Annotated in this window: 21 protein-coding genes; 14 read left to right on the forward strand and 7 right to left on the reverse strand. The window is 70.7% G+C overall.

What is annotated here, in order from left to right; genetic code table 11:
• Positions 1-15 precede the first annotated feature (15 nt).
• From dapF to ACWEMY_RS00240, 4 genes are all read left to right on the forward strand, one after another.
• On the forward strand, positions 16-906 hold the full coding sequence (gene dapF, locus ACWEMY_RS00225) for a diaminopimelate epimerase (RefSeq protein WP_375935301.1): 891 nt from the start codon (positions 16-18) through the stop codon (positions 904-906).
• Positions 907-1066: 160 nt separating this feature from the next.
• A complete protein-coding gene (gene hflX / locus ACWEMY_RS00230; protein ID WP_375935299.1) occupies positions 1067-2497 on the forward strand; it encodes a GTPase HflX in 1431 nt (476 codons plus the stop codon).
• 97 nt (positions 2498-2594) lie between these two features.
• Complete coding sequence (locus ACWEMY_RS00235) at positions 2595-3473, forward strand: lysophospholipid acyltransferase family protein (RefSeq protein WP_452388227.1); 879 nt, start codon at positions 2595-2597, stop codon at positions 3471-3473.
• A gap of 96 nt (positions 3474-3569) precedes the next feature.
• The gene (locus ACWEMY_RS00240; protein ID WP_452388228.1) at positions 3570-4310 is read left to right on the forward strand and encodes a pirin family protein; all 741 of its coding nucleotides are present in this window, start codon (positions 3570-3572) and stop codon (positions 4308-4310) included.
• Here ACWEMY_RS00240 and lexA read toward each other — a convergent pair.
• Positions 4307-5023, reverse strand: coding sequence for a transcriptional repressor LexA (gene lexA, locus ACWEMY_RS00245; protein WP_452388229.1), 717 nt, complete (start codon positions 5021-5023; stop codon positions 4307-4309). The two genes, ACWEMY_RS00240 and lexA, sit on opposite strands and share 4 nt — an antisense overlap.
• Before the next feature lie 230 nt (positions 5024-5253).
• On the opposite strand from lexA, the gene ACWEMY_RS00250 reads away from it, so the two are divergent.
• From ACWEMY_RS00250 to nrdR, 3 genes are all read left to right on the forward strand, one after another.
• On the forward strand, positions 5254-5958 hold the full coding sequence (locus ACWEMY_RS00250; RefSeq protein ID WP_452388230.1) for a hypothetical protein: 705 nt from the start codon (positions 5254-5256) through the stop codon (positions 5956-5958).
• Between the two features lie 150 nt (positions 5959-6108).
• Positions 6109-7338 (forward strand): hypothetical protein, encoded by a 1230-nt coding sequence (locus ACWEMY_RS00255; protein ID WP_452388231.1) that lies wholly within the window; start codon positions 6109-6111, stop codon positions 7336-7338.
• 51 nt (positions 7339-7389) lie between these two features.
• Positions 7390-7860, forward strand: a complete 471-nt coding sequence (gene nrdR, locus ACWEMY_RS00260) for a transcriptional regulator NrdR (RefSeq protein WP_375929098.1) — start codon at positions 7390-7392, stop codon at positions 7858-7860.
• 6 nt (positions 7861-7866) lie between these two features.
• On the opposite strand, the gene hrpA is transcribed toward nrdR, so the two are convergent.
• On the reverse strand, positions 7867-11949 hold the full coding sequence (hrpA, locus tag ACWEMY_RS00265; RefSeq protein WP_452388232.1) for an ATP-dependent RNA helicase HrpA: 4083 nt from the start codon (positions 11947-11949) through the stop codon (positions 7867-7869).
• Between the two features lie 169 nt (positions 11950-12118).
• Between hrpA and ACWEMY_RS00270 the strand changes: the two genes are divergently transcribed.
• Entirely contained in the window at positions 12119-12760 is a 642-nt protein-coding gene (locus tag ACWEMY_RS00270) for a Pr6Pr family membrane protein (RefSeq protein ID WP_452388233.1), read from the forward strand.
• 54 nt (positions 12761-12814) lie between these two features.
• Positions 12815-14038, forward strand: a complete 1224-nt coding sequence (locus tag ACWEMY_RS00275; RefSeq protein WP_375929095.1) for an aminotransferase family protein — start codon at positions 12815-12817, stop codon at positions 14036-14038.
• A gap of 24 nt (positions 14039-14062) precedes the next feature.
• Here the strand turns inward: ACWEMY_RS00275 and ACWEMY_RS00280 are convergent, their stop codons facing one another.
• On the reverse strand, positions 14063-14545 hold the full coding sequence (locus tag ACWEMY_RS00280) for a GNAT family N-acetyltransferase (RefSeq protein ID WP_452388234.1): 483 nt from the start codon (positions 14543-14545) through the stop codon (positions 14063-14065).
• 119 nt (positions 14546-14664) lie between these two features.
• Between ACWEMY_RS00280 and ACWEMY_RS00285 the strand changes: the two genes are divergently transcribed.
• A complete protein-coding gene (locus tag ACWEMY_RS00285) occupies positions 14665-15252 on the forward strand; it encodes a DUF5134 domain-containing protein (RefSeq protein WP_452388235.1) in 588 nt (195 codons plus the stop codon).
• Positions 15253-15310: 58 nt separating this feature from the next.
• Positions 15311-16378: an RskA family anti-sigma factor gene (locus ACWEMY_RS00290; protein ID WP_452388236.1), complete on the forward strand. Its 1068-nt coding sequence runs from the start codon at positions 15311-15313 to the stop codon at positions 16376-16378.
• Here ACWEMY_RS00290 and ACWEMY_RS00295 read toward each other — a convergent pair.
• The 3 genes from ACWEMY_RS00295 to ACWEMY_RS00305 form a co-directional block, all read right to left on the reverse strand.
• Positions 16375-17076 carry a PhzF family phenazine biosynthesis protein gene (locus ACWEMY_RS00295; RefSeq protein WP_375929091.1) on the reverse strand — a complete coding sequence of 234 codons (702 nt, stop codon included), beginning with the start codon at positions 17074-17076 and terminating at the stop codon, positions 16375-16377. The genes ACWEMY_RS00290 and ACWEMY_RS00295 overlap by 4 nt on opposite strands.
• 120 nt (positions 17077-17196) lie before the next feature.
• Positions 17197-17736, reverse strand: a complete 540-nt coding sequence (locus ACWEMY_RS00300; RefSeq protein WP_375929090.1) for a carboxymuconolactone decarboxylase family protein — start codon at positions 17734-17736, stop codon at positions 17197-17199.
• A gap of 44 nt (positions 17737-17780) precedes the next feature.
• The gene (locus ACWEMY_RS00305) at positions 17781-18368 is read right to left on the reverse strand and encodes a peroxiredoxin (protein WP_375929089.1); all 588 of its coding nucleotides are present in this window, start codon (positions 18366-18368) and stop codon (positions 17781-17783) included.
• Between the two features lie 79 nt (positions 18369-18447).
• On the opposite strand from ACWEMY_RS00305, the gene ACWEMY_RS00310 reads away from it, so the two are divergent.
• The 3 genes from ACWEMY_RS00310 (at position 18448) to ACWEMY_RS00320 (ending at position 20414) form a co-directional block, all read left to right on the forward strand.
• Entirely contained in the window at positions 18448-19356 is a 909-nt protein-coding gene (locus ACWEMY_RS00310; RefSeq protein WP_375929087.1) for a hydrogen peroxide-inducible genes activator, read from the forward strand.
• A gap of 94 nt (positions 19357-19450) precedes the next feature.
• Positions 19451-19693, forward strand: coding sequence for a hypothetical protein (locus ACWEMY_RS00315; RefSeq protein WP_278264009.1), 243 nt, complete (start codon positions 19451-19453; stop codon positions 19691-19693).
• A gap of 67 nt (positions 19694-19760) precedes the next feature.
• Positions 19761-20414, forward strand: coding sequence for a serine protease (locus ACWEMY_RS00320; RefSeq protein WP_452388237.1), 654 nt, complete (start codon positions 19761-19763; stop codon positions 20412-20414).
• Between the two features lie 12 nt (positions 20415-20426).
• On the opposite strand, the gene ACWEMY_RS00325 is transcribed toward ACWEMY_RS00320, so the two are convergent.
• Complete coding sequence (locus ACWEMY_RS00325) at positions 20427-21512, reverse strand: helix-turn-helix transcriptional regulator (RefSeq protein ID WP_375929083.1); 1086 nt, start codon at positions 21510-21512, stop codon at positions 20427-20429.
• Positions 21513-21547 lie beyond the last annotated feature (35 nt).

Below are 21547 nucleotides of genomic sequence, written 5' to 3' on the forward strand. Positions count from 1 at the left end.
GCGGCTGTGTCCGACATCGAATTCAGCAAGGGCCACGGCACCCAGAACGACTTCGTGGTGCTGCCCGACCCGCAGGTCCGCCTCGACCTGACCCCCGAGCGCGTCGCCGCGCTGTGCGACCGGCAGCGCGGGCTCGGCGCCGACGGGGTGCTGCGGGTGGCCAAGGCGGCCGAACTGGTGTCGGCGGGCGTGCTCGACGCGCTGCCCGCCGGTGTGGGCCCCGGCGACTGGTTCATGGACTACCGCAATGCCGACGGCTCGATCGCCGAGATGTGCGGCAACGGGGTGCGCGTGTTCGCGCACTACCTCAACGCCTCCGGCCTGGAGACCGCCACCGAGTACGTGGTGGGCAGCCGGGCGGGCGCGCGGCCGGTGGTGGTGCACGCGGCCGGTCCGGTCGACGGCGAGGTCACCGTGGACATGGGCGAGGTCCGCGAGCTGGGCCCGTCCACCGCGACACTGAGCGGGCGGCCGCTGACCGGCATCGGCATCGATGTCGGCAATCCACATCTGGCCTGCGTGGACACCGCCCTGTCCGCCGAGGCGCTGGCCGGGCTCGACCTCACCGTGCCCCCGGGGTTCGACCCCGACCTGTTCCCGCACGGGGTCAATGTCGAGATCCTCACCGCGCTCGGCCCCGACGACGCCGTCGACATGCGCGTCTACGAACGCGGCGTCGGCGAGACCCGCTCCTGCGGCACCGGCACCGTCGCCGCGGCCGCCGCCGCGCTCACCGCGGCGGGCCGCTCGATCGGGTCGGGCTCCGGCGAGGTCACCGTGCGGGTACCCGGCGGACAGGTCCGCGTCACCATCACCGACGGCCACGCCTGGCTGCGCGGCCCCTCGGTGCTGCTGGCCACCGGCACGCTCTCGCGCGCCTGGTGGGACGCGCGGGAGCGCGGATAACCGGATGCGCGCTGTCACCGTGACGTGGCAGCATGGACAACGTATGACGAAACCAGAAACCCCCACAGAACCCACGGCCGAGCCCACCGGTACGGCCGATCCCGGCGTGGCCGCCGACCGCGGCGACGTCGACGACGCGCTGGCCCGCCACGCGGCGCGGATGCAGCGCCCGGGTTGGGCACCCGAACCCACCGTCGGTGAGATGCAGCTCGACGAGCGCTCCTCGCTACGCCGCGTGTCCGGGCTGTCCACCGAACTCACCGACATCACCGAGGTCGAATACCGGCAGCTGCGCCTCGAGCGTGTCGTGCTGGTCGGCGTGTGGACCACCGGCAGCTCCGCGCAGGCCGAGGCCAGCATGGTCGAACTGGCCGCGCTCGCCGAGACGGCGGGCTCGGAGGTGCTCGAGGGCCTGATCCAGCGCCGCGACAAGCCCGACCCGGCCACCTACATCGGTTCCGGCAAGGCCGAGGAACTGCGCACCGTGGTCCTCGAGACCGGCGCCGACACCGTGATCTGCGACGGTGAGCTGACCCCGGCCCAGCTCACCGCGCTGGAGAAGGTCGTCAAGGTGAAGGTCATCGACCGCACCGCGCTGATCCTCGACATCTTCGCCCAGCACGCCACCTCCCGCGAGGGCAAGGCCCAGGTCGCGCTCGCCCAGATGGAATACATGCTGCCCCGCCTGCGCGGCTGGGGTGAGTCGATGTCGCGGCAGGCCGGTGGCCGGGCCGGTTCCAACGGCGGTGTGGGTCTGCGTGGTCCCGGTGAGACCAAGATCGAGACCGACCGCCGCCGCATCCGCGAGCGGATGGCCAAGCTGCGCCGCGAGATCCGCGAGATGAAGACCGCCCGCGACACCATGCGCGCGCGCCGCAGTGCCAGCGGGGTGCCGTCGGTGGCGATCGTCGGCTACACCAACGCGGGCAAGTCCAGCCTGATGAACGCCCTGACCGGCGCGGGCCTGCTGGTGCAGGACGCGCTGTTCGCCACCCTCGATCCGACCACCCGCCGGGCCGCGCTCGACGACGGTCGCGAGATGGTGTTCACCGACACCGTCGGTTTCGTGCGCCACCTGCCGACCCAGCTGGTCGAGGCCTTCCGGTCGACGCTGGAAGAGGTCACCGGCGCCGATCTGCTGCTGCACGTCGTGGACGGGTCCGACCCGCTGCCGCTCGAGCAGATCAAGGCCGTGCGCGAGGTGATCACCGACGTGATCAAGGAGCAGGGCACCGCGGCACCACCGGAACTGCTGGTGGTGAACAAGATCGACGCGGCCGACCCGAACGAGCTCACCCGGCTGCGCGGCATGCTCACCGACGCCGCGTTCGTCTCGGCGCACACCGGCGCCGGAATCGAGGAGTTGCGCGAACGACTTTCCGAGGTGCTCGGCGGTCTCGATGTCGACATCACGGTCCTGCTGCCCTACAGCCGCGGCGACCTGCTCGCCCGCATCCACGCCGACGGCCGTATCATCTCCTCCGACCACGAGGAAGGCGGAACCCGGGTGCGTGCCCGGGTGCCTCACGCCTTGGCGGCGGCACTGTCCGAATACGCCCATTCCGGGCCCGCCGAGCCGGTGCTCAGCTGATCTTTTTCGCTGATTAGCCGACCGTTTGCGGTCGAATGTCGATGCGACACGGCCTTTTTCGGAAGCTATGGTCGAGTATCGACAGCAGGAGGGTGTTATGTCGAACGACGATAAAGGGACAGGACGGGCCGAGCAGGGCGGCCCGATCCTCTCCGACGGGGCGCCGCTGGATCCGGCGCCGAGCGAATGGGAGATCCGGGCCTTCGAGGCGTTCTTCGCGCCGCTGCGGGCCTGGACGAGTCCGCGCTTCTTCGGCCTGGAGAACATCCCCGCCGAGGGACCGGTGCTGATCGTGGCCAACCACAATCTGCTCGGCGGCATCGACGCGCCGCTGCTCATGCCCGCGATCCTGCGCGAACGCGGCCGGCTGGTGCGCGGCCTGGCCGAGCACGTGCTGATGCAGCCGGGCGTGCGCGAGATCCTGCACCGCTTCGGCGCGGTGCGCGGTACCCGCGCCAATTGCCTGACGTTGCTCGAACGCGGCGAGGCCGTGGTGGTGTTCCCGGGCGGCGGCCGCGAGGCGATCCGGCGCAAGGGCGAGAAGTACGCGCTCAAGTGGGAGGGCCGCACCGGTTTCGCGCGGATGGCCATCCAGGCGGGTGTGCCGATCGTGCCGCTGGCCATGATCGGCATCGACGACGCCTACGACATCGTCTTCGACGGCCAGCATCCGGCGATGCGCCCGCTGCGCTGGACCTGCGAACTGCTGGGCATCAATCCCGAGCTGAACCCGCCGCTGGTCAAGGGCATCGGTCCGACCCCGATCCCGCGTCCCGAGCGGTTCTACTTCTCCGCGGGCGCCCCGATCGACCCGACGCCGTGGCTGGAGGCCGAGGATCTCGACGGCGCGGCCGCCGACCTGCGCGATGTCGTGCGCAAGGGCCTGGAAGAGGAGCTGCAGTTCCTGTTCACCGAGCGCGAGCGCGACAGCGGGCGCAGCCTGTTCGGCCGCCTGCGGGGTGCGCTGCCCTGGTGACGGTCACCGCCTGAGCGCGGCGGCGTGGAATGCCCGCGCCGCCCGCGGGGTTACCCGCTATACGGACTCGAGTCCGGATAGTGAGAGGTGACGGCGATGACGACAGCGCAGGTCCAGGTGATCCCGGGCGCGGACCGGTGGCACTGGCGCAACGAATGGCTCGTCTCGAAACAGTCGTTCCCGGCGACCGGCAATTTCGTGCTCGAGGACTACGCGCACGGCCTGCTGCTGGTGCACAACGAGGACACCGTCGACCCCGGCGAGGGCTTCGACACCCACCAGCACCGCGACACCGAGATCCTCACCTGGGTGCTGGAAGGCACTGTGGTACATCAGGATTCGACCGGGCACTCCGGGGTGATCCATCCCGGGCTGGCACAGCGGATGAGCGCGGGTACCGGCATCCGCCACTCCGAGCGCAACGGCGCGGGCTACCGGGAGACCGAACGCCTGCACGTGGTGCAGATGTGGATTCCGCCCGACACCGTGGGCACCGCACCCGGCTACCAGGAACTCGACATCGAGGGCGACCTGGCCCGCAACACCCTGGTCCCGGTGGCCTCCGGCATGCCGCGCCATCGCGCCGACGCCGCGATCGGCATCGGCAACCGCCACGCCACCTTCCATGTCGCCCGGCTCGATCCGGGTCACACCATCATCGTGCCGGACGCGCCGTACGGACACGTGTTCGTCGCACGCGGCACCGTGGACTACGAGGACCACGGCCGGCTGGAACAGGGCGACGCGGTACGGCTGACCGCGACCGGCGGCCACCGCGTGACCGCCGTGACCGCCGCCGAACTGCTGCTCTGGGAGATGGACGCGAGCGTGCGCTAGATCTTGCGGATGACCGTGACGACCTTGCCGAGGATCTGCGCGTCGTTGCCGGGGATCGGCTCGAAATGCGGGTTGTGCGGCATCAGCCAGACATCCTTGCCGGTGCGCTTGAAGGTCTTCACGGTGGCTTCGCCGTCGATCATCGCCGCGACGATGTCGCCGCCCTCGGCCACGTTCTGCTGACGCACCACCACCCAGTCGCCGTCGCAGATGGCCGCGTCGACCATCGACTGCCCGACGACCTTGAGCAGGAACAGCGATCCGTCACCGACCAGCTCGCGCGGCAGCGGGAAGACCTCCTCCACGGCCTGCTCGGCCAGGATCGGCCCGCCCGCCGCGATCCGGCCGAGCACCGGGACGAAGGTGGGGGTGGGGCGGCTCGCGGCGGCCTCGTCGGGCTGTTCGGCCGGCAGTGTGGTCACCGAACGGACCGCCTCGTCGAGCCCGCGCACGTTCACCGCGCGCGGCCGGTTCGGGTCGCGGCGCAGGTAGCCCTTGCGTTCGAGCGCGCGCAGCTGATGGGCCACCGAGGAGGTGGAGGTGAGCCCCACCGCGTCGCCGATCTCGCGGATGCTGGGCGGATAGCCGCGTTCGGTCACCGAGGTACGGATGACCTCGAGGACCGTGCGCTGACGCACGGTGAGATCCGCGCCGGATCCCGATGTGACGGTGCCGGTAGTGCTTTCGTCACCCGTGTCGTCTGTGTGGGTCACCTGTCCCGCCCTTTCCCTGGTCGAATTCGCGCTTCCGAGGCTAGTCGGGCCACGCCGAACTATCAAACATCTGTTCGAGCATGTCGGGCGTTTCGTGCTGACATCGGCGCCGCCGCGTGGTAGAAATCGAACATCAGTTCGTCGCACACATGTTCGAACAACCGGAGGCGTCCTCGCCTCACCAGCGGTTTTCTTCAGCAGCGGAGCACACCACCCCGGAGGTTCTTCCGATGAGCACAGCGACCGGCGCCCTGCGTTCCTTCGATCCCGTTCCGGGTCGCGAGCCCGTCCTCCGGCGTCGCTGGACCGCCCGCGCGCCACGACCTTTCGCACTCGTGCGCGGTACCTCGCGCACCCGGCCCGAGCGTGTCGAGCCGCCGGTGGTGGAGGCCGCGCACGCCGTAGAGCGGGAGTCCGGTGGAGCCGGTCCGGTGCGGGAGGCTCGTTCGGTCCTGGTGCGCACCGCCGCACCCGCGCCGGTGCGGATCGAGTCGCCGCGCGAGCTCGTGCGCACCGAACGGCGCACCAGGATCTTCGATCTCACCGATGCCGAGCTGGATCTGGCCTTCGCGACCGTGCCGCGGTCGGAGCCGTTACCCGGGCCCGTGGGCCACCCGCGCCGGGTGAGTACGCGCGCGACGGCGCCGCGCGTCGACCGCGGGCCGCGCAGCGAACTGGCGCTCTACGGCCGGGGTTCGGAACCGGTCGCGCGCCCGGCGCGGGGCACGCATCCCTTACAGCGGGTGGAGCGCGCGCAGCGCGGGTTCGCCGCGCTGGCCGTCACGGCCCTGGCGACCGCGCTGATCGTCGTCGCGTTCCTCGGCCTGGCGCACCTGCGCGCGGGCGGTTTCGGTGAGCGGCTCGACGCGCCCGTCCCGGGGATCACACAGCCGGTGGACGTGCCGTCCAGGGGTCTTGTCCCGGGGCAGGGCTAGCGGCGACGGCGCTGCGTAGTAGAGGTTTTCCACCGTCGGCCGCACGAGTCGGCCAGTACTGTCCCAGACGAAAATCGTTCCAAAACTAGAACACGTTGCTACCGTGACGGGCATCCCGAACCGGGGCGCGGTCGCCTCGGCCGATATCGGATGCGAGGTCCCGTGCGCCGCTGTTCGATCGTCCTGTTGCTCGGTTTTCTGCTCGGCACTCTGCTCGCGCCCACCGCGCAGGCCCGCCCGGCGTACGCCGATTTCCTCGACCTGCCCGCCCTCAATGCCGAAGGTGAATTCGGGGGTGGACTGCATCCAGCCCTGCCACTGTCCCAGGAACCCCTGCGGGCCGCGCTCGACGAGGCCAGGGCCGCGGGGATCGCACCCGAGCGCTACGCGACCCTGCTGCACCAGTACTGGCTCGTCGTCGCCGCCGACCACGCCGGCATCGATCTGGCCGCGTGGGCGCCCTACCGCGGTGTCGCCGCGGGCACGGCCACCTTCACCCAGGTGTATGTGAACTACTTCCGCATCGCCGCCGCGCGTCCCGACTTCTACTGGGCGGGACTGGCAGGCATCGCGGGCGGCTCGTTCGCGTCGGGCTTCTTCGACGTCGGCGACATCGGCGGGGTGCTCTCGGTCGCCGGCATCCACGAGCTGGGCACGGCCGTCGCGGAGGTGCTGCGCGCGGTCCCACCCGAACTGCTCGCCGAGGTACCCGCCGACATCACCGGCCTGGCCCAGCGCGGCCCGCGCCTGACCACCGCGGACCTGGCCTGGTACCAGACCCGGCTGATGATCATGCAGAAGCACATCTTCCTCGACCTGGTGCCGATGCACGAGGCCTACCTCGCCGAGGGCATGGCGGGCATCGACGAGATGCGCGCCGCGGGCCTGCTCGACGACGGTATGCGCGCCGCGTGGGCCGGAATCGACGCCGGGACCACCGAGGGCCGCACCGACGCGCTGCTCCGGATGACCGACCGCGAACAGAACCACATCGTCGCCGACCAGTGGGACGCCACCGCGGCGGGCCGCGACGGCCTGGGCCGGGTGCTCACCTACGTCACCACCATCGCGGGCAAACCGGCCGTACCCGGCACCCGGGCGCCGGGGGTGTACGCGCCGGTCACGGTGGGGGCACCGGGCACCACGCTGGCCCTGCGCATGCCACTACCCGCCTTCGACTGGGCCGACCGGGCCGATCGCTGGGCCTACATCACCGCCGACCTGGTGCCCCGCCACCTCGACCTGGTCGCCGACGCGACCCGCGCCGGCGGGGTGTATCGCGAGCCGTTCACGGTCAAGCTCGATCGGGGCCGGATGATCGCCCGGTTACCGGAGATCATCGCGGACTTGACCACGCAGTGGCAGCTCGTGCAGCCCTGAGCGGTATTCTGTCAAGTGCCATGGAGTGCGCCTCGACGAAGGAACCCTCGGATGCATTGCCCGTACTGCCGACACCCTGACTCGCGCGTAGTCGATTCGCGGGAAGCCGAGGAGGGTACGGCCATCCGCCGTCGTCGATCCTGCCCGGCCTGTGCTCGCCGGTTCACCACCGTCGAGACCGCGATCCTGTCGGTGGTCAAGCGCAGTGGCGTCACCGAGCCGTTCAGCCGGGAGAAGGTGATCGTCGGTGTCCGGCGTGCCTGCCAGGGCCGCGAGGTCGACGACGACGCGCTGAACCTGCTGGCCCAGCAGGTCGAGGACGCGGTGCGCGCCAAGGGTTCTCCGGAGGTCCCCAGCCACGAGGTCGGCCTGGCCATCCTCGGCCCGCTGCGCGATCTCGACGAGGTGGCCTACCTGCGGTTCGCCTCGGTGTACCGATCCTTCACCAGCGCCGCGGATTTCGAGCGGGAGATCACCGAGATGCGGGCCGCGCGCGCCGCGGCGGCCGTATCCGCCGACTGACCTCGCTCAGCGCCGGATCGCGCCGATCGCCTTCTCGATCCGCTTGGCCGACACCGGATACGGGGTGCCCAGCTTCTGTGCGAACAGGCTCACCCGCAGTTCCTCGATCATCCACCAGATCTCGGTGACGTCGCGCGCGTGCTTCCGGTTCTCGGGCAGACTCCGCACCAGCTTGTCGTAGGCGGCCAGCATCCGGTCCACCTCGACCATGCCCTGCCGGTCGCGCACTGCCGAGCCCGGCAGGGATTCCAGGCGCTGGGCCGCCGCGAGCAGATAGCGCGGGAGTTCGCGCAACCGCGCCCGGCCCCACTCGGCCACGAAGCCGGGGAACAGCAGGTCGTCGAGCTGGTGGCGGACGTCCTCGGCGATATCGGTCTCGGTGGTCTCCGCCAGCGCCGCGCGCGCCCGGTGTGCCGCCGACAGCACCGGCGCGACCGTTCTGATCAGGCTGCCGACGGCCCCGGCCAGCTGCGGCCGCACGGTGGCCACGAGCTGGTCGAACTGCTCGGGGCTGCGCACGGGCCCGCCCGCCTTCGCGATGAGTTCGTCGGCCGCGGCGACCCGGCAGTCCTGCACGAGCTCGTCCAGGGAGCCGTCGGGATTCTGGCTCAGCGCCAGCCGGTCGGCCGCGGGCAGGCCCGAGGTCACTGCGCGGGTCGAGGTGGGAATCGCGGCCAGCAGCAGTGTGCGCACACCCGCGCGCATGGCCGCGGCCTGTTCGCCGGGCGAGCTCAGCACGCGCACCGCGACGCCCTCGCCTTCGGGCACCAGGGCCGGATAGCCGGTGACCGTCTGCCCGGCCACCTCGCGGCGCACCGTCTCGGCCACCGAGCCCAGCGACTCCGAGGTCCACTCCGTGGCGGGCGCGCGCTCGGCTCCCGCGGTGGCCCGGGCGACCGAGGCCGAAACCTGCTCGGCCAGGCGCGTTTTCAGCTGCGCGAGATTCTTGCTCTTGGCGAGTACCCGGCCGTCGCGGTCGACCGCGGCGAAGGTCATCCGCAGATGATCGGGCAGCGCGGTGGGGGACAGATCCTCGGCGGTGATGGTCACCGAACCCAGCCGCGACAGCTCCCGGGACAGCCCGGTGCGCAGCGGCTCGGCGCGCGGGGTCAGCCCGCGCAGGGCCGCCGTGGCGAAGTCCGGCGCGGGCACGACGGCGCGGCGCAGGGTCTTGGGCAGGGTCTTGATGAAGGCGGCGGCCAGTTCCTCGCGCAGCCCGGGTACCAGCCAGTCGAAGCCGACCGCGCGCACGTGGGCGAGCTGCTCGACCGGGATGCGTACGGTCACGCCGTCGTCGTCCCGGCCGGGTTCGAACTGGTAGGTCAGCGGGAAACTGAGTTCGCCCTGCCGCCAGGCGTCGGGGAAGTCGGTCGGGTCCAGCGCGGCGGCACCGGCATTGGTGACGGTCTCGGCCGAGAAGTCCAGCAGCGTGGGGTCCTCGCGTTCGGCCTTGCGCCACCAGCTGTCGAAGTGGCGCACCGAGACGATGTCGGCGGGCACGCGCTGGTCGTAGAACTCGAAGAGCACCTCGTCGTCGACGAGGATGTCGCGGCGGCGGGCGCGGTGTTCGAGATCGGCCACGTCGTCGATCAGCGCGCGGTTGCGGGCGAAGAACCCGTGCCGGGTCTGCCATTCGCCCTGGACCAGGGCGTGGCGCAGGAACAGCTCGCGCGAGAGTTCGGGGTCGATGCGCCCGAAGTCGACGGGACGGCCGGTCACCAGCGGCACACCGTAGAGTGTGGCCCGCTCGTAGGCGCGCGCGGCGCCACGCTTGGACGACCAATGTGGTTCGGAGTAGGTGCGTTTCACCAGCTCCCCGGCGAGCCGCTCGGCCCACTCGGGTTCCACCTTGGCGGTGATGCGGCCCCACAGCCGCGAGGTCTCCACGAGTTCGGCGGCCATCACCCAGCGCGGGGGCTTCTTGGCCAGCGACGAGCCGGGGAAGATCATGAACTTGGCGTTGCGCGCGCCGAGGAATTCCCGCGACTCGGCCTCGCGGACACCGATGTGCGAGAGCATGCCCGCCAGCAGCGCCTGATGGATCTGCGCGGCGGGCCACGGCATCGCCGCTTCGGCGTCCTCGCTCACCTGACCGGCCTTCGGGGACTTCGTGTCCTGGCCACGCGCAGCCCGATCGCCGCCGCGCCGCCGATCGCCTCGGCCTTTCGCGCCGGCTTGTGCGCGCCCGGGGGCCGCGGTGCCCGCCTCGTTCCAGCCGAGTCCGCGGGTGATGGTGCGCAGCTGGCCGTGCAGGTCCTGCCATTCGCGGATGCGCAGGTAGTGCAGGAACTCGTCGCGGCACATGCGGCGGAACTGGTTGGACGACAACGACTTGCGCTGCTCGGTGAGGTAGTCCCACAGGCGCAGGTAGGTCAGGAAGTCCGAGCCGTCGACGGTGAAGCGGGCGTGCTGGGTGTCGGCGGCCTGCTGGTGTTCGACCGGTCGCTCCCGCACGTCCTGGATGGACAGCGCGGCCACGATCACCAGCACCTCGTCCAGGCAGCCGTTGCGGTGGGCCTCCACCAGCATCCGGGCCATGCGCGGGTCCACCGGCAGCTGGGCCATCTCGCGTCCGATGGGGGTGAGCGTGAGATGCCCACCCGAATGCGCTTCGCCGTCCACGGCTTTCGCGCTGCCGTGCGCCAGCGCGCCGAGCTCCTCGAGCAGGGCGATGCCGTCGCGGATGGCCCGGCGATCCGGTGCCTCCACGAACGGGAAGCTCTCGATGTCGCCCAGACCCAGCGCCGTCATCTGCAGGATGACCGCGGCCAGATTGGTGCGCAGGATCTCCGGTTCGGTGAACGCGGGCCGCGACTCGAAATCGTCCTCGGCGTAGAGCCGGATGGCGATACCGTCGGCCACGCGGCCACAGCGCCCCGACCGCTGCCGGGCCGAGGCCTGCGAGATCGGTTCGATCGGCAGCCGCTGCACCTTGGTGCGCATCGAATACCGGGAGATGCGGGCGGTGCCGGGGTCGACCACATAGCGGATGCCCGGCACGGTCAGCGAGGTCTCGGCGACATTGGTGGCCAGCACCACCCGGCGGCCGGTGTGCGGAGTGAACACTTTGTGCTGTTCGGCGGCCGAGAGCCGCGCGTAGAGCGGAACCACCTCGGTGCGCGGCAGCCGCCGGTCCCGCAGCGCGTCGGCGGTGTCGCGGATCTCGCGTTCGCCGGACAGGAACACCAGCACATCGCCGTCGCCCTCGGCGAACAGTTCGGTGACCGCGTCGGCGATGGCGTCGGTGGGGTCGCGGTCCACGACGCGGGTGTCCTCGTCGTCCTCGTCGGACCCGGGCAGTTCCAGCGACAGCGGCCGATAGCGCAGCTCCACCGGATAGGACCGGCCCGACACCTCGACGATCGGCGCCGGTGTTCCCTCGGCATCGGCGAAATGCCGGGCGAACAGCTCCGGGTCGATGGTCGCCGAGGTGATGATCACCTTGAGATCGGGTCGCTTGGGCAGCAGTTGCTTCAGGTAGCCGAGCAGGAAGTCGATATTGAGGCTGCGCTCGTGTGCCTCGTCGATGATGATCGTGTCGTAGCGGCGCAGCATCCGGTCGCGCTGGATCTCGGCGAGCAGGATGCCGTCGGTCATGAGTTTGACCAGCGTGCGGTCGGAGGCCTGGTCGGTGAAGCGGACCGTGTAGCCGACCACATCGCCCAGCTCGGTGCCGAGTTCCTCGGCGATGCGCTCGGCGACGGTGCGCGCGGCCAGGCGGCGTGGCTGGGTGTGGCCGATGGTGCCGCGGATGCCACGGCCCAGTTCCAGGCAGATCTTCGGGATCTGGGTGGTCTTGCCCGAGCCCGTCTCGCCGGCGACGATCACCACCTGGTGCGCGGCGACGGCGGCGGCGATGTCGTCGCGGCGCGCGGAGACCGGCAGTTGCTCGGGGTAGGTGATCGGCGGAAGCGCCGCGCGGCGGTTGGCCACGCGGGTCGCGGCGGCGGCGATCTCGGCCTCGAGGGCGGGTAGGTCGTCGGGGCGCGCACGGTCGAGCTTGCGCTGGAGCCGGTGTTCGTCGCGCAGCGAGACCTCCGCCAAGCGGGTGCGCAGCGCGCGGGTACCGGTGCTAGCTGTCCTGGTCATTGCATCTGTCAGCCTAGCGAAGGCCGCCAGCGGTTTTCCGTCCCGTCGCCCGCGGGGCGGTCCGGCGAGACCAACGACACACCACGGCGCACGCCCGCGATCGTCGGTGTGCCGCGACGCGCAGGGCGAGGTGGCCGTCGCGGCGGTACGCGCGTGCGACGATCCCGGTATGAGCGCAGCGGCGGGCACGGCGTGGTGGATCAGGGCGTACCGGATCGGGTTCGCGGTGCTCGGCCTGGTGGCGCTGTTGTGGATCCCTCTGCGGAATATGGACTCCGCGACATTCTCGCTGATCAACTACCTGAGCTACTTCACCATCGAATCGAACATCCTCGCGGTGGTGGTGCTGGCCGTCGGTGGCGTCCTCGCCCCGCAGGCGCCGCGCTGGCAGATCTTCCGTGGTGCGGTGACGCTCTACATGCTGATCACGATGGTCGTCTACGCGGTGCTGCTGGCCAAGGTCGACGTCATGCTGAACGACCGCTGGATCAACGACGTGCTGCACCGCGTCCTGCCCCTGGTGCTGCTGCTGGACTGGCTGCTGGTCGCCATGCCGCGGCGGCTGCGCGCCGACCCGGAGCTGATCGCCTGGTGGCTGGCGTTCCCCCTGGTCTACGGCATCTACACGCTGATCCGCGGCCCGATCGTGGACTGGTATCCCTACCCGTTCATCGACCCCCGCGGCCAGGGGTACGTCTCGCTGGTGATCGGGCTGGTGGTGCTCACCGTGGTGTTCGCGGTACTCGCGGTAGCCATGGCGTCGCTGGGGGATCTGCCCGCGCGGTGGCGTGATCGCCGGTCCGCGGACTGAGACGCCGCGCGGGTCCGCGCGCGCCCCGGCCCGGGTTCGGGTAAGTGTGGAGTCATGAATGCGCTCTGGCATGGATTCGCCGATATGGGTGCCGTCGACCGCGACGGCGCGTTCGTCGTCGCCCGGGGTGACGGCGCCTACGTCTACGACACCGCGGGCACCCGCTATCTCGACGCCACCGCGGGACTGTGGTTCGCCAACGTCGGGCACGGCCGCGCCGAGATCGCCGACGCGGTCGCCGCGCAGTTGCGCACCATCGCCCACTACTCCAACTTCGGTGACCTCACCGAGCCGCCGGTCCAGGAACTGGCCGAGAGACTGGCCACCATCGCCCCGGTGCCCGGCAGCAAGATCTTCTTCACCTCCGGCGGCTCGGACTCCATCGAGACCGCCGCCAAGCTGGCCCGCCGCTACTGGTTCGAGCAGGGCCGCACCGACAAGACGATCCTGGTCGGGCGCAGGCTGGCCTACCACGGCATGCACTACGCGAGCACCGCGCTCGGCGGCCTGGCACCCAACCTGGAGGGCTACGGCACCCTGGTCGCCGACACCCGCACCGTCGAATGGGACGACGCCAAGGCGCTGCTGGCCCTGATCGAGGAGATCGGCGCCGAGCAGATCGCCGCGTTCTTCTGCGAGCCGATCATCGGCGCGGGCGGGGTGTACCTGCCACCGCGGGGCTACCTCGCCGAGGTCCGCCAGATCTGCCGCGATCACGACATCCTCTTCGTCGCCGACGAGGTCGTCACCGGCTTCGGCCGCATCGGCGGCTCCTGGTTCGCCTCCACCCGCTTCGATCTGCAACCCGATCTGATGACGACCGCCAAGGGCCTCACCTCCGGGTACGTACCCATGGGCGCGGTCTTCGTCGCCCCGCACCTGGCCGAACCGTTCTTCGGCGGCGGCGTCTGGTTCCGGCACGGCTACACCTACGGCGGCCACGCCGGTGCCGCCGCAGCCGCCCTGGCCAACCTCGCCATCATCGAACGCGAGGGCCTGATCGAGGAGGCCGCCCGCCTCGAACAGACCCTGCACACCGCCCTGGCACCGCTGGCCGAGCACCCCCGTGTCCGGGAGGTCCGCAGCGGTCTCGGCGCGGTGGCCGCCGTCCAGCTCGCCGACCCCGCCGAGGCGCCCGGGTTCGTCAAAGCCCTGCGCGCCGAAGGCATCTCCGGTCGCGCCGCCGGCGGTGGCGCGCTGCAGATCTCCCCGTCGTTCGTCATGACCGACGCCCAGGTCGCCGACCTGGCCGCCGGTTTCGCCCGCGCCCTGGGCTGAGCCCACGCCGCCGGGCGGCACGGGTCAGCCGAGCTCGAGCGTGAAGAACCGGCTGTTCGGGTCGAGGACGTACTCCGCGAACGGCCCGCACTCGGCGAACCCGTGGCGCCGGTACAGCCGCCGCGCGGGCGCGAAGAACGCGCTCGACCCCGTCTCCAGACTCACGCGCCGGTAGCCGCGCTGCCGTGCCGTCGCGACGAGATGGGCCAGGATCGCCGCCCCCACCCCGCGCCCGGTGTGCCCGGCGGCGGTCCGCATGGACTTGATCTCGCCGTGCGCCGCGGCGAGTTCGCGCAGCGCGCCGCAGCCGACCAGGCTCGTACCCGACCACGCGCTCCACACCGTCACCGCCGGATCGCGCAGGCCGGTCAGGTCGAGCGCGTGCATGCTGCAGGCGGGGGAGTTGTCCGCCATCTGGGCGCGGTGACGGGTCAGCAGGTCGGTGATCTCGGGGCCGGTCAGGTCGTCGATGGTGATGCGCCAGTGCGTGGTGGCGGGGTCGCTCATGTGTTCATGGTGCCCGTTCGACGGCGTTGTCGCAGGTGGGGATCGGTCGGAAACGGTAGTGGGGGCGTGCGGTCGGTGCGAGCATGGTGGGGCGGGTGTCGACTCGAAGGTGGTGGGGTGTGGCCGAATTCGTGCAGGACAGCGGGATGGTGCGGTGGTGGGTGGTCGCCGCGTTCGTCGTCGCGGGGGTGATCGTGGTCGGGCGGTTGACCCGCCCGCGTGCCGGTCAGCGGGTGGACGCCGCCGCCGACGGGGCGCATCTGCTGATGTGTCTGGTGATGCTGACCATGCTGATCTTCCCGGTGGGCAGTGATCCGCACGCCATGCGCGGCATCCTGATCGCGCTGACGGTGACCTTCGCGATGTTGTTCGGGGAGCGGCTGTTCCGGTGGCGCACCGGCGCGCTGCCCGGCACCGAGGACCTGTTCGCGCTCGGCTACCACACCGTCGCGGCCGCGGCCATGCTCTACGCGATGAGCGGGCACGGCGCCGGACACGGGGCGGGTGCCCCCCTGTGGCCCGCACTCGGGCTGGCCGCGCTGTTCGTGCTCGACGCGCTGCTGGTGCTCGGCACCGCCGGTCACCGGCCACGGCTGCTGCGCTGGCTACATCCCCCCGGCGGCCACCGGCTGACCTCGGCGCTGGTGCCGCATCTGGTGATGGATTTCGGCACCGCGTTCATGCTGATCGCCGCGATCGGCCGGTGAATACCGATCCACAACCGCTCGGGCTGCGAATTGCCGTTGTGCGGACAGGAATTCGACGATGAATGGACAGCGTGGTCCCGAAAAGGCGCGGCGTGGGGTACCGGCGGCCGCCCCGGAAATCCTGTCCGGTGCCGAGGATCGTGAGGCGGTGCGCGAGCTCTACCGCACCACCGGCGCGGCGGCGTTCGGGCTGGCCCTGCGCGTGCTGCATCGGCGCGGGCTGGCCGAAGAGGTTGTCCGCGAGGGGTTCCGGCGCGTGCGCGCGACGCCGTGGATCACCGCCGAGGACGACGAATTACCCGACGAGCCTGTCGAACCCGCGGGCCCGCCGGTCCCCGACCTCGGAACACCGTGGGGCCGTTCGGCCTTCGTCGCCACCCGCCCCGACACCCATGATCTGGACCGCCCCACCTACGATCTCGCCTTCGGCAGCGGCGTCGTCTACGGCCGCGACGGTGACGAGCTGCCCGACCACACCGGCGCGGACCTGGCCCCGCCCCGCCCCGAACCCGTCGTGTTCGGTCCCGAACAGACCTGGCTGCTGGCCCAGGTACACCGCCTGGCCGTGCAGCGGCTGCGCCTGGACCGCAACGACGGCGAGGACATGCCGTGGCTGGCGGTCTCGGCCCGCCTCGGTTTCGACGACCCGCTCGACAGTCACTGCGAGGTGTTCGTCCTGGCCTACTACGGTGGCCGCACCTATCGCGCGATCGGGCGTGAACTCGGCCTGCGCGTACCGATGGTCACCCGGCTGCTGGCCGAGGGCGTCGAGCGGCTGGCCGAACAGCGGCTGGCGCGCTGCGCAACCCGGCCGCCCTGGTGCCCGCCCGGTTCGGTGCTGACACTGGCCGACGCCTACGCCCTCGACGCCGTCGCCGAACTGGAGCACCACCACATCGAGAACAAACTCGCCGCGACCGCCCCGCACAGCCTGTCGATGTTCGCCGAACGGGTCCGGGCGGTGCACGACGTACTCGCCCGGCTCGCCGACGACGACCAGCGCCCGCCCCCACGCCAGCTCGAGGCCAAGATCCTCGCCGACGTCGGCGCCCCCACGCCGCGGCGCGGCCACTGGAGCGCCCGGCCCCCGTGGCTACGCCGCTTCGGCAACCCGCCCGGTGGCTAGAGCACCATCACATGGTCTTCGGAGACCCGCCCGCCCAACCGGACCCAGCCGTCGGAGTCCCAGGCGGTGTAGAGCTGCGAACCCAGTCCCTGGGTGAGCACCAGCCCGCGCCGCAACCGCGCGGTGAGCGCGACGGCCGCAGCGCCGGTGGCCTCGTCCTCGGCGATGCCCATGGCGGGGGCGAACATTCGTGAGCGGATGGCGCCGCGGGGCTCGTCGGTCCACACCCAGTAGTAGTGCTGTCCGGTGGTGATGTCGCCGGGACGCAGCAGGGCCAGTTCGTCGAGCGAATCCAGTTGGTGGAAGGTGAATTCCGGTGTCCACTCGGCGCGGGCGGTGACCCAGGTGATGCCTTCGTTGCGGGTCACCGCGACGGGACCGGCGGGTACCTGCAGGGTGTGCACCGCCAGGCCCTGCTCGGCGAGCCACCACGCGGTGCCGACGGTGGGATGCCCGGCGAAGGGCAATTCCGTGGTGGGAGTGAAGATCCGGACGAGGGCGACCCCGTCGACCGGGTCCTCGTAGACGGTGGTCTCGCTGTAGCCCAGCCGCGCGGCCAGCTCCTGCTTGTCGAGGGCGACGACGTCGCCGGCCCTGGCGATGCCCAGCGCGTTGCCGAGATGACCGGCGGGATCGGTGAACACTCGGACGACCTCGACCTGGATGTCCGGGGCATCGGGCACATCATGTGCGTTCATGCGGGCGAGCCTACCGGCGCGTCCGCGGTCCTCCGGCCAACCACGACGCGGTCGTGTCCCGAGGAAAGGACCGGGGCCCACCAGCGCATACGCGCCGATGGGCCCCGGTTCCACGGTGGCTCAGACCGCGGCGCCCGCCAGCGCCTCGGTCGAGGCCACGGCCTGGCCCACACCGGCCACGATGGCCGCCGCGCGCAGCGACTCGAAGATCACCTCGCGCGAGACACCGGCCTCACGCAGGGTCTTCTCGTGCGCCTCGAGGCAGTGCGCGCAGCCGTTGATCGAGGACACCGCGAACGACCACAGCTCGAAATCGGCCTTGTCCACGCCCGGGTTGCCGATGATGTTCATCCGCAGACCCGCGCGCAGATCGTCGTAGCGGCCGTCCAGGAACGCCTTGCCGCGGTAGAACACGTTGTTCATGCCCATGATCGAGGCGGCGCCGAGGGCGGCCTCGTAAGCCTCCGCCGACAGCGTGTCGGCGGCTTCCTCGGCGATCTCGCGCAGCGTGGTGGCCGAGCGGGTGGCGGCGGCCGAGGCCAGCAGGGTGCCCCACAGCTGCTGCTCGGACAGCACCGTGGTGCGCGCGAGCGAGGACAGGTTGAGCTTGAGGTCCTTGGCGTACTCGGGAAGGGAGTTCTTCAGGTTCTCGATGCTCATGACAGTGGGGCTCCTCTGGGGTGAATCGGTGGGGAAAGGGTGGATCAGACGCTGGCGGAGAGCAGTTCGCCCGCGTCGATGGTCGGATCGCCCTTCTTCCAGTTGCACGCGCACAGCTCGTCGGACTGCAGGGCGTCGAGCACGCGCAGCACCTCGTCGACGTTGCGGCCGACCGAACCCGCGGTCACGGAGACGAACTGGACCTCGTTGTTCGGGTCGACGATGAAGGTCGCGCGGTCGGCGACACCGTCGGCGTTGAGCACACCGGTGGCGGTGGCCAGCTCACGCTTGAGGTCGGACAGGATCGGGAAGGGGAGGGTCTTGAGATCCTCGTGCTGGGCACGCCACTGGAAGTGCACGAACTCGTTGTCGACCGAAGCGCCGAGGACCTGCGCGTCACGGTCGGCGAACTCCTCGTTCAGCTTGCCGAACGCGGCGATCTCGGTGGGGCACACGAAGGTGAAGTCCTTGGGCCAGAAGAACACGATGCGCCACTTGCCCGCGTGGTCGTCGCTGGTGATCTGGGTGAAGTAGTCGTCGGGCTGCTGCGCGTCGACCTTCGACAGGTCACCTCCGATGACGGCCTTGAGGTTGTATGCCGGGAACTGGTCGCCGATGGTCAGCAGAGCCATGCTCATCTCCTCATTCGTGGTGTGGTTGGGGCCAGCGTACTAAAAGGTAAAGCCGATTGCTTGTCGTACACTGATAGGCGTGACTGATCAGACTTATCAGCCAACCCTGTCGCAGCTGCGTGCGTTCGTGGCCGTCGCCGAATACCGGCATTTCGGCACCGCCGCAGCGCGTTTGACTGTGAGCCAACCCACGTTATCGCAGGCCCTGGCATCACTGGAAAACGGGCTGGGACTGCAGCTGATCGAGCGCAGCACCCGCCGGGTGCTGGTCACCGCCGCGGGCATGCGGCTGCTCCCGCAGGCGCGCGCGACCCTGGAGGCGGCCGACCGGTTCGTCGCCTCGGCCGCCGGCGACGGGCTCGGCGGTGTGCTACGGATGGGCATCATCCCGACGGTCGCGCCGTACGTGCTGCCGGAGCTGTTACCCGAGCTGCGCCGCAAACTGCCCACCCTGGTGCCGCAGGTGGTGGAGGACCAGACCGCGCGTCTGCTCGACGGCCTGCGCACCGGCGTGCTCGACGTCGCGCTGCTCGCGCTGCCCACCGAAGCGCCCGGGCTGGTGGAGATCCCGCTCTACACCGAGGAGTTCGTCCTGGTGACCCCGCGCGGGCACGAACTGGCCGGGCGCACCGACCTGGCCGCCCCGGTGCTGGCCGAGATGCCGCTGCTGCTACTCGACGAAGGCCACTGCCTGCGCGACCAGACCCTGGAACTGTGCCGTAGCGCCGAGGTGCACCCCGGCGCGGTCGGTGACACCCGCGCCGCCTCGCTGACCACGGTGGTGCAGTGTGTCGCAGGTGGACTCGGAGTAACACTCATTCCCGAGATGGCCGTGGCCGCCGAGACCGCGCGCGGCACCCTCGAGGTCGCCCGGTTCGCCGCACCCGCTCCCGGCCGCACGATCGGGCTGGCCTTCCGCGCCTCCTCGGCCCGCGCCGACGACTACGAGTATCTGGCCGCGGTGATCCGGTCCAAGCGGCCGTTCTGAACTGATCTCATCTGTTCGAACGACGCGCCCGCCGTTCATCGGTGCTGTTCTGGATGAGGTGACGAACCCGCCACCTCAGTTCTAAGGAATGGCAATGATCAACAACAAGATTCGCTCCACCATCGCGGTGTTTGCTTGTGCGCCGTTGATCGCTCTCGGTGCCGGCGTAGCCGGTGCAGCACCCGCGGCGGACCCTGCCCCCGTCCCCGTCGCACCGGTGCCCGTGGAAGTGCAGCCCGTCGTGCTGTCGCCGTTCATCACGATCCCCGGTGCACTGCTGACCTGTGTTCCGATTCTCGTGACCCTGCCCATTCTGTACCCGGTGTGCGTGGTCTGACCCGCGCATGATCGAGCCCAGGAATGACCGAGGCACTCCCGCACTCCGGTGCGAGAGTGCCCCGATTGTGTCGGTGCGGCGATGGTGGATCCTCGCCGCCGCGCTCGTCCTGGCGTGGGCGAGCTTCGGGACCGCGAACGCGCAGGCCCCGGTAGCACTCGGCGGTGGATCGGGCATCGTCTTCGACGACGGCTCGGTGTGCACACTCACCACCATCGGCTACGACGGCGCGGGGCAACTGGTCGGTTTCACCGCCGGGCACTGCGCGGCGGCCGGTGCCGGTGTCGCGGCCGAGGCGGACCAGCAAGCCGGCACCGTGGGCAGTGTGTCGTTCGTCAACGACCAGCTGGACTACGCCCTGATCAGCTTCGACGCGGGCCGGGTCGACCCGGTGAACCACGTCGGTTCCACCACGATCACCGGGGTCGGGCTGCCTGCCGAGTTCCCGGCGGTCGCCTGCAAGGAGGGCCGGACCACCGGGCAGACCTGCGGCCTGGTCTACGGTGACGTCTTCGGCGGCGCGACCTGGACGCTGAGCCAGATCTGCGTGATCGTGGGTGACTCCGGCGGGCCGGTCGTGGTCGGTTCGACACTGGTGGCCATCGTCAACGGCTACATCGCGGTGCCCTGCCTGGGCCCGCAGGTCGGCGCCAATTTCACCCGCATCCTCGACGACGTGGCCTACCGTGGCGGACCCGGCGTCGGATTCCATCCCATCTGAGGGGGAGGGCTGCTACTGCGCGGAGATCGCGCTGGTCAGCAGGAGCCGGACCAGCTCGGCCTGCCGGTGGGTTCTGGTCTTGGCGAAGATGTGCTGCAGGTGGGTGCGCGCGGTGAACAGCGAGACCGACAGCTGATCGGCGACCGCCGGTAGGCCGTCGCCGCGCAGCACACCCATCGCGACCATCGTCTCGGCATCGGTGAGTCCGTACAGATCGTGCAGCGCGGTCGGCTCCGGTTCCGGATCGTGTTCCGGGTCCACCACCAGCAGCAGCACCGCGCGCTGCCACGGACCGTCCTCGCGCACCCCCTCGAGCGGGGTGACCCGCACGATCAGCGGTCGGCCGCCGGAGGCGCGCGGCAGGGCGATGTTGCCACTGCTGCGCTCGGGTCCGGCCGCCTGGCGGATCAGCTCGCACAGCGAGGCCGGTGCCGCCGCCGCGGTCGCGCGCAGTCTGCCGCTCGTGTCGACGGTGAGCCCGTCGGCCTGCTGGGTGATCTCCTCGGCCATCGCGTTGGCGAAGACCAGCGCCGAGTCGGCGGTGACGATCATGATCCCGTATTTCGCCTTCTCCAGCGTGGCCAGGGCGAAGTCGCGGTCCCGGGACAGTTCCACCAGCCGTGAGTGGGTGTGCAGCGCCCCGCGCAGGTGCGGGACCAGCACACCGAGCAGCGTGCGCGCGGCCGATTCGCCGGTGAGCGCGCGGGCGTCGGGCATGGCCAGGCAGATCCAGGACGGGGGGAGTTCCTCGGTGAGCCGGGCGACGAAACAGTCGCTCAGCCCGGCCGGTTTGAGCGGTTCGGCCGGGAGCAGGCCGCGCTCCCGGGGCGCGAACAGGTCGTCGCCGGTGACGGTGGCCCCGATCGGCAGCGTGTGGACCCGCCCGGCGAGCGCGCCGAGCTGGGTGGTGCCGTAGCCGGTCCCCGCGGTGATCACCGAGACCTCGCCGGTGGCGGGCTCGGTGAGGACGAGCTGGGTGTGCACCGCGCCGAAGGTGTCGGTGATCTCGTGGACCACCGCCTCCCAGCGGTCCGGGTCGTCGCCCGCGGTGTAGATCGCCGCGATCAATGTCGAGAAACGTTGTAGCGCAATCGCCATGATGGCCCTTCCTCGGCGTCTGTCTCCGAGTTGCT

The sequence above is a fragment of the Nocardia sp. NPDC004415 genome, assembly GCF_053602435.1.

What these genes read in the sequence shown, in the direction of transcription:
- ACWEMY_RS00325 (WP_375929083.1), bottom strand. Translation starts at nt 21,512, where the DNA reads ATGGCGATTGCGCTACAACGTTTCTCGACATTGATCGCGGCGATCTAC.
- ACWEMY_RS00305 (WP_375929089.1), bottom strand. Translation starts at nt 18,368, where the DNA reads ATGGCTCTGCTGACCATCGGCGACCAGTTCCCGGCATACAACCTCAAG.
- ACWEMY_RS00275 (WP_375929095.1), top strand. Translation starts at nt 12,815, where the DNA reads ATGAATGCGCTCTGGCATGGATTCGCCGATATGGGTGCCGTCGACCGC.
- hrpA (WP_452388232.1), bottom strand. Translation starts at nt 11,949, where the DNA reads ATGACCAGGACAGCTAGCACCGGTACCCGCGCGCTGCGCACCCGCTTG.
- ACWEMY_RS00250 (WP_452388230.1), top strand. Translation starts at nt 5,254, where the DNA reads ATGAGCACAGCGACCGGCGCCCTGCGTTCCTTCGATCCCGTTCCGGGT.
- ACWEMY_RS00240 (WP_452388228.1), top strand. Translation starts at nt 3,570, where the DNA reads ATGACGACAGCGCAGGTCCAGGTGATCCCGGGCGCGGACCGGTGGCAC.
- ACWEMY_RS00315 (WP_278264009.1), top strand. Translation starts at nt 19,451, where the DNA reads ATGATCAACAACAAGATTCGCTCCACCATCGCGGTGTTTGCTTGTGCG.
- ACWEMY_RS00280 (WP_452388234.1), bottom strand. Translation starts at nt 14,545, where the DNA reads ATGAGCGACCCCGCCACCACGCACTGGCGCATCACCATCGACGACCTG.
- ACWEMY_RS00255 (WP_452388231.1), top strand. Translation starts at nt 6,109, where the DNA reads ATGCGAGGTCCCGTGCGCCGCTGTTCGATCGTCCTGTTGCTCGGTTTT.
- ACWEMY_RS00235 (WP_452388227.1), top strand. Translation starts at nt 2,595, where the DNA reads ATGTCGAACGACGATAAAGGGACAGGACGGGCCGAGCAGGGCGGCCCG.
- nrdR (WP_375929098.1), top strand. Translation starts at nt 7,390, where the DNA reads ATGCATTGCCCGTACTGCCGACACCCTGACTCGCGCGTAGTCGATTCG.
- ACWEMY_RS00290 (WP_452388236.1), top strand. Translation starts at nt 15,311, where the DNA reads ATGAATGGACAGCGTGGTCCCGAAAAGGCGCGGCGTGGGGTACCGGCG.
- ACWEMY_RS00300 (WP_375929090.1), bottom strand. Translation starts at nt 17,736, where the DNA reads ATGAGCATCGAGAACCTGAAGAACTCCCTTCCCGAGTACGCCAAGGAC.
- hflX (WP_375935299.1), top strand. Translation starts at nt 1,067, where the DNA reads ATGCAGCGCCCGGGTTGGGCACCCGAACCCACCGTCGGTGAGATGCAG.
- ACWEMY_RS00295 (WP_375929091.1), bottom strand. Translation starts at nt 17,076, where the DNA reads ATGAACGCACATGATGTGCCCGATGCCCCGGACATCCAGGTCGAGGTC.
- ACWEMY_RS00270 (WP_452388233.1), top strand. Translation starts at nt 12,119, where the DNA reads ATGAGCGCAGCGGCGGGCACGGCGTGGTGGATCAGGGCGTACCGGATC.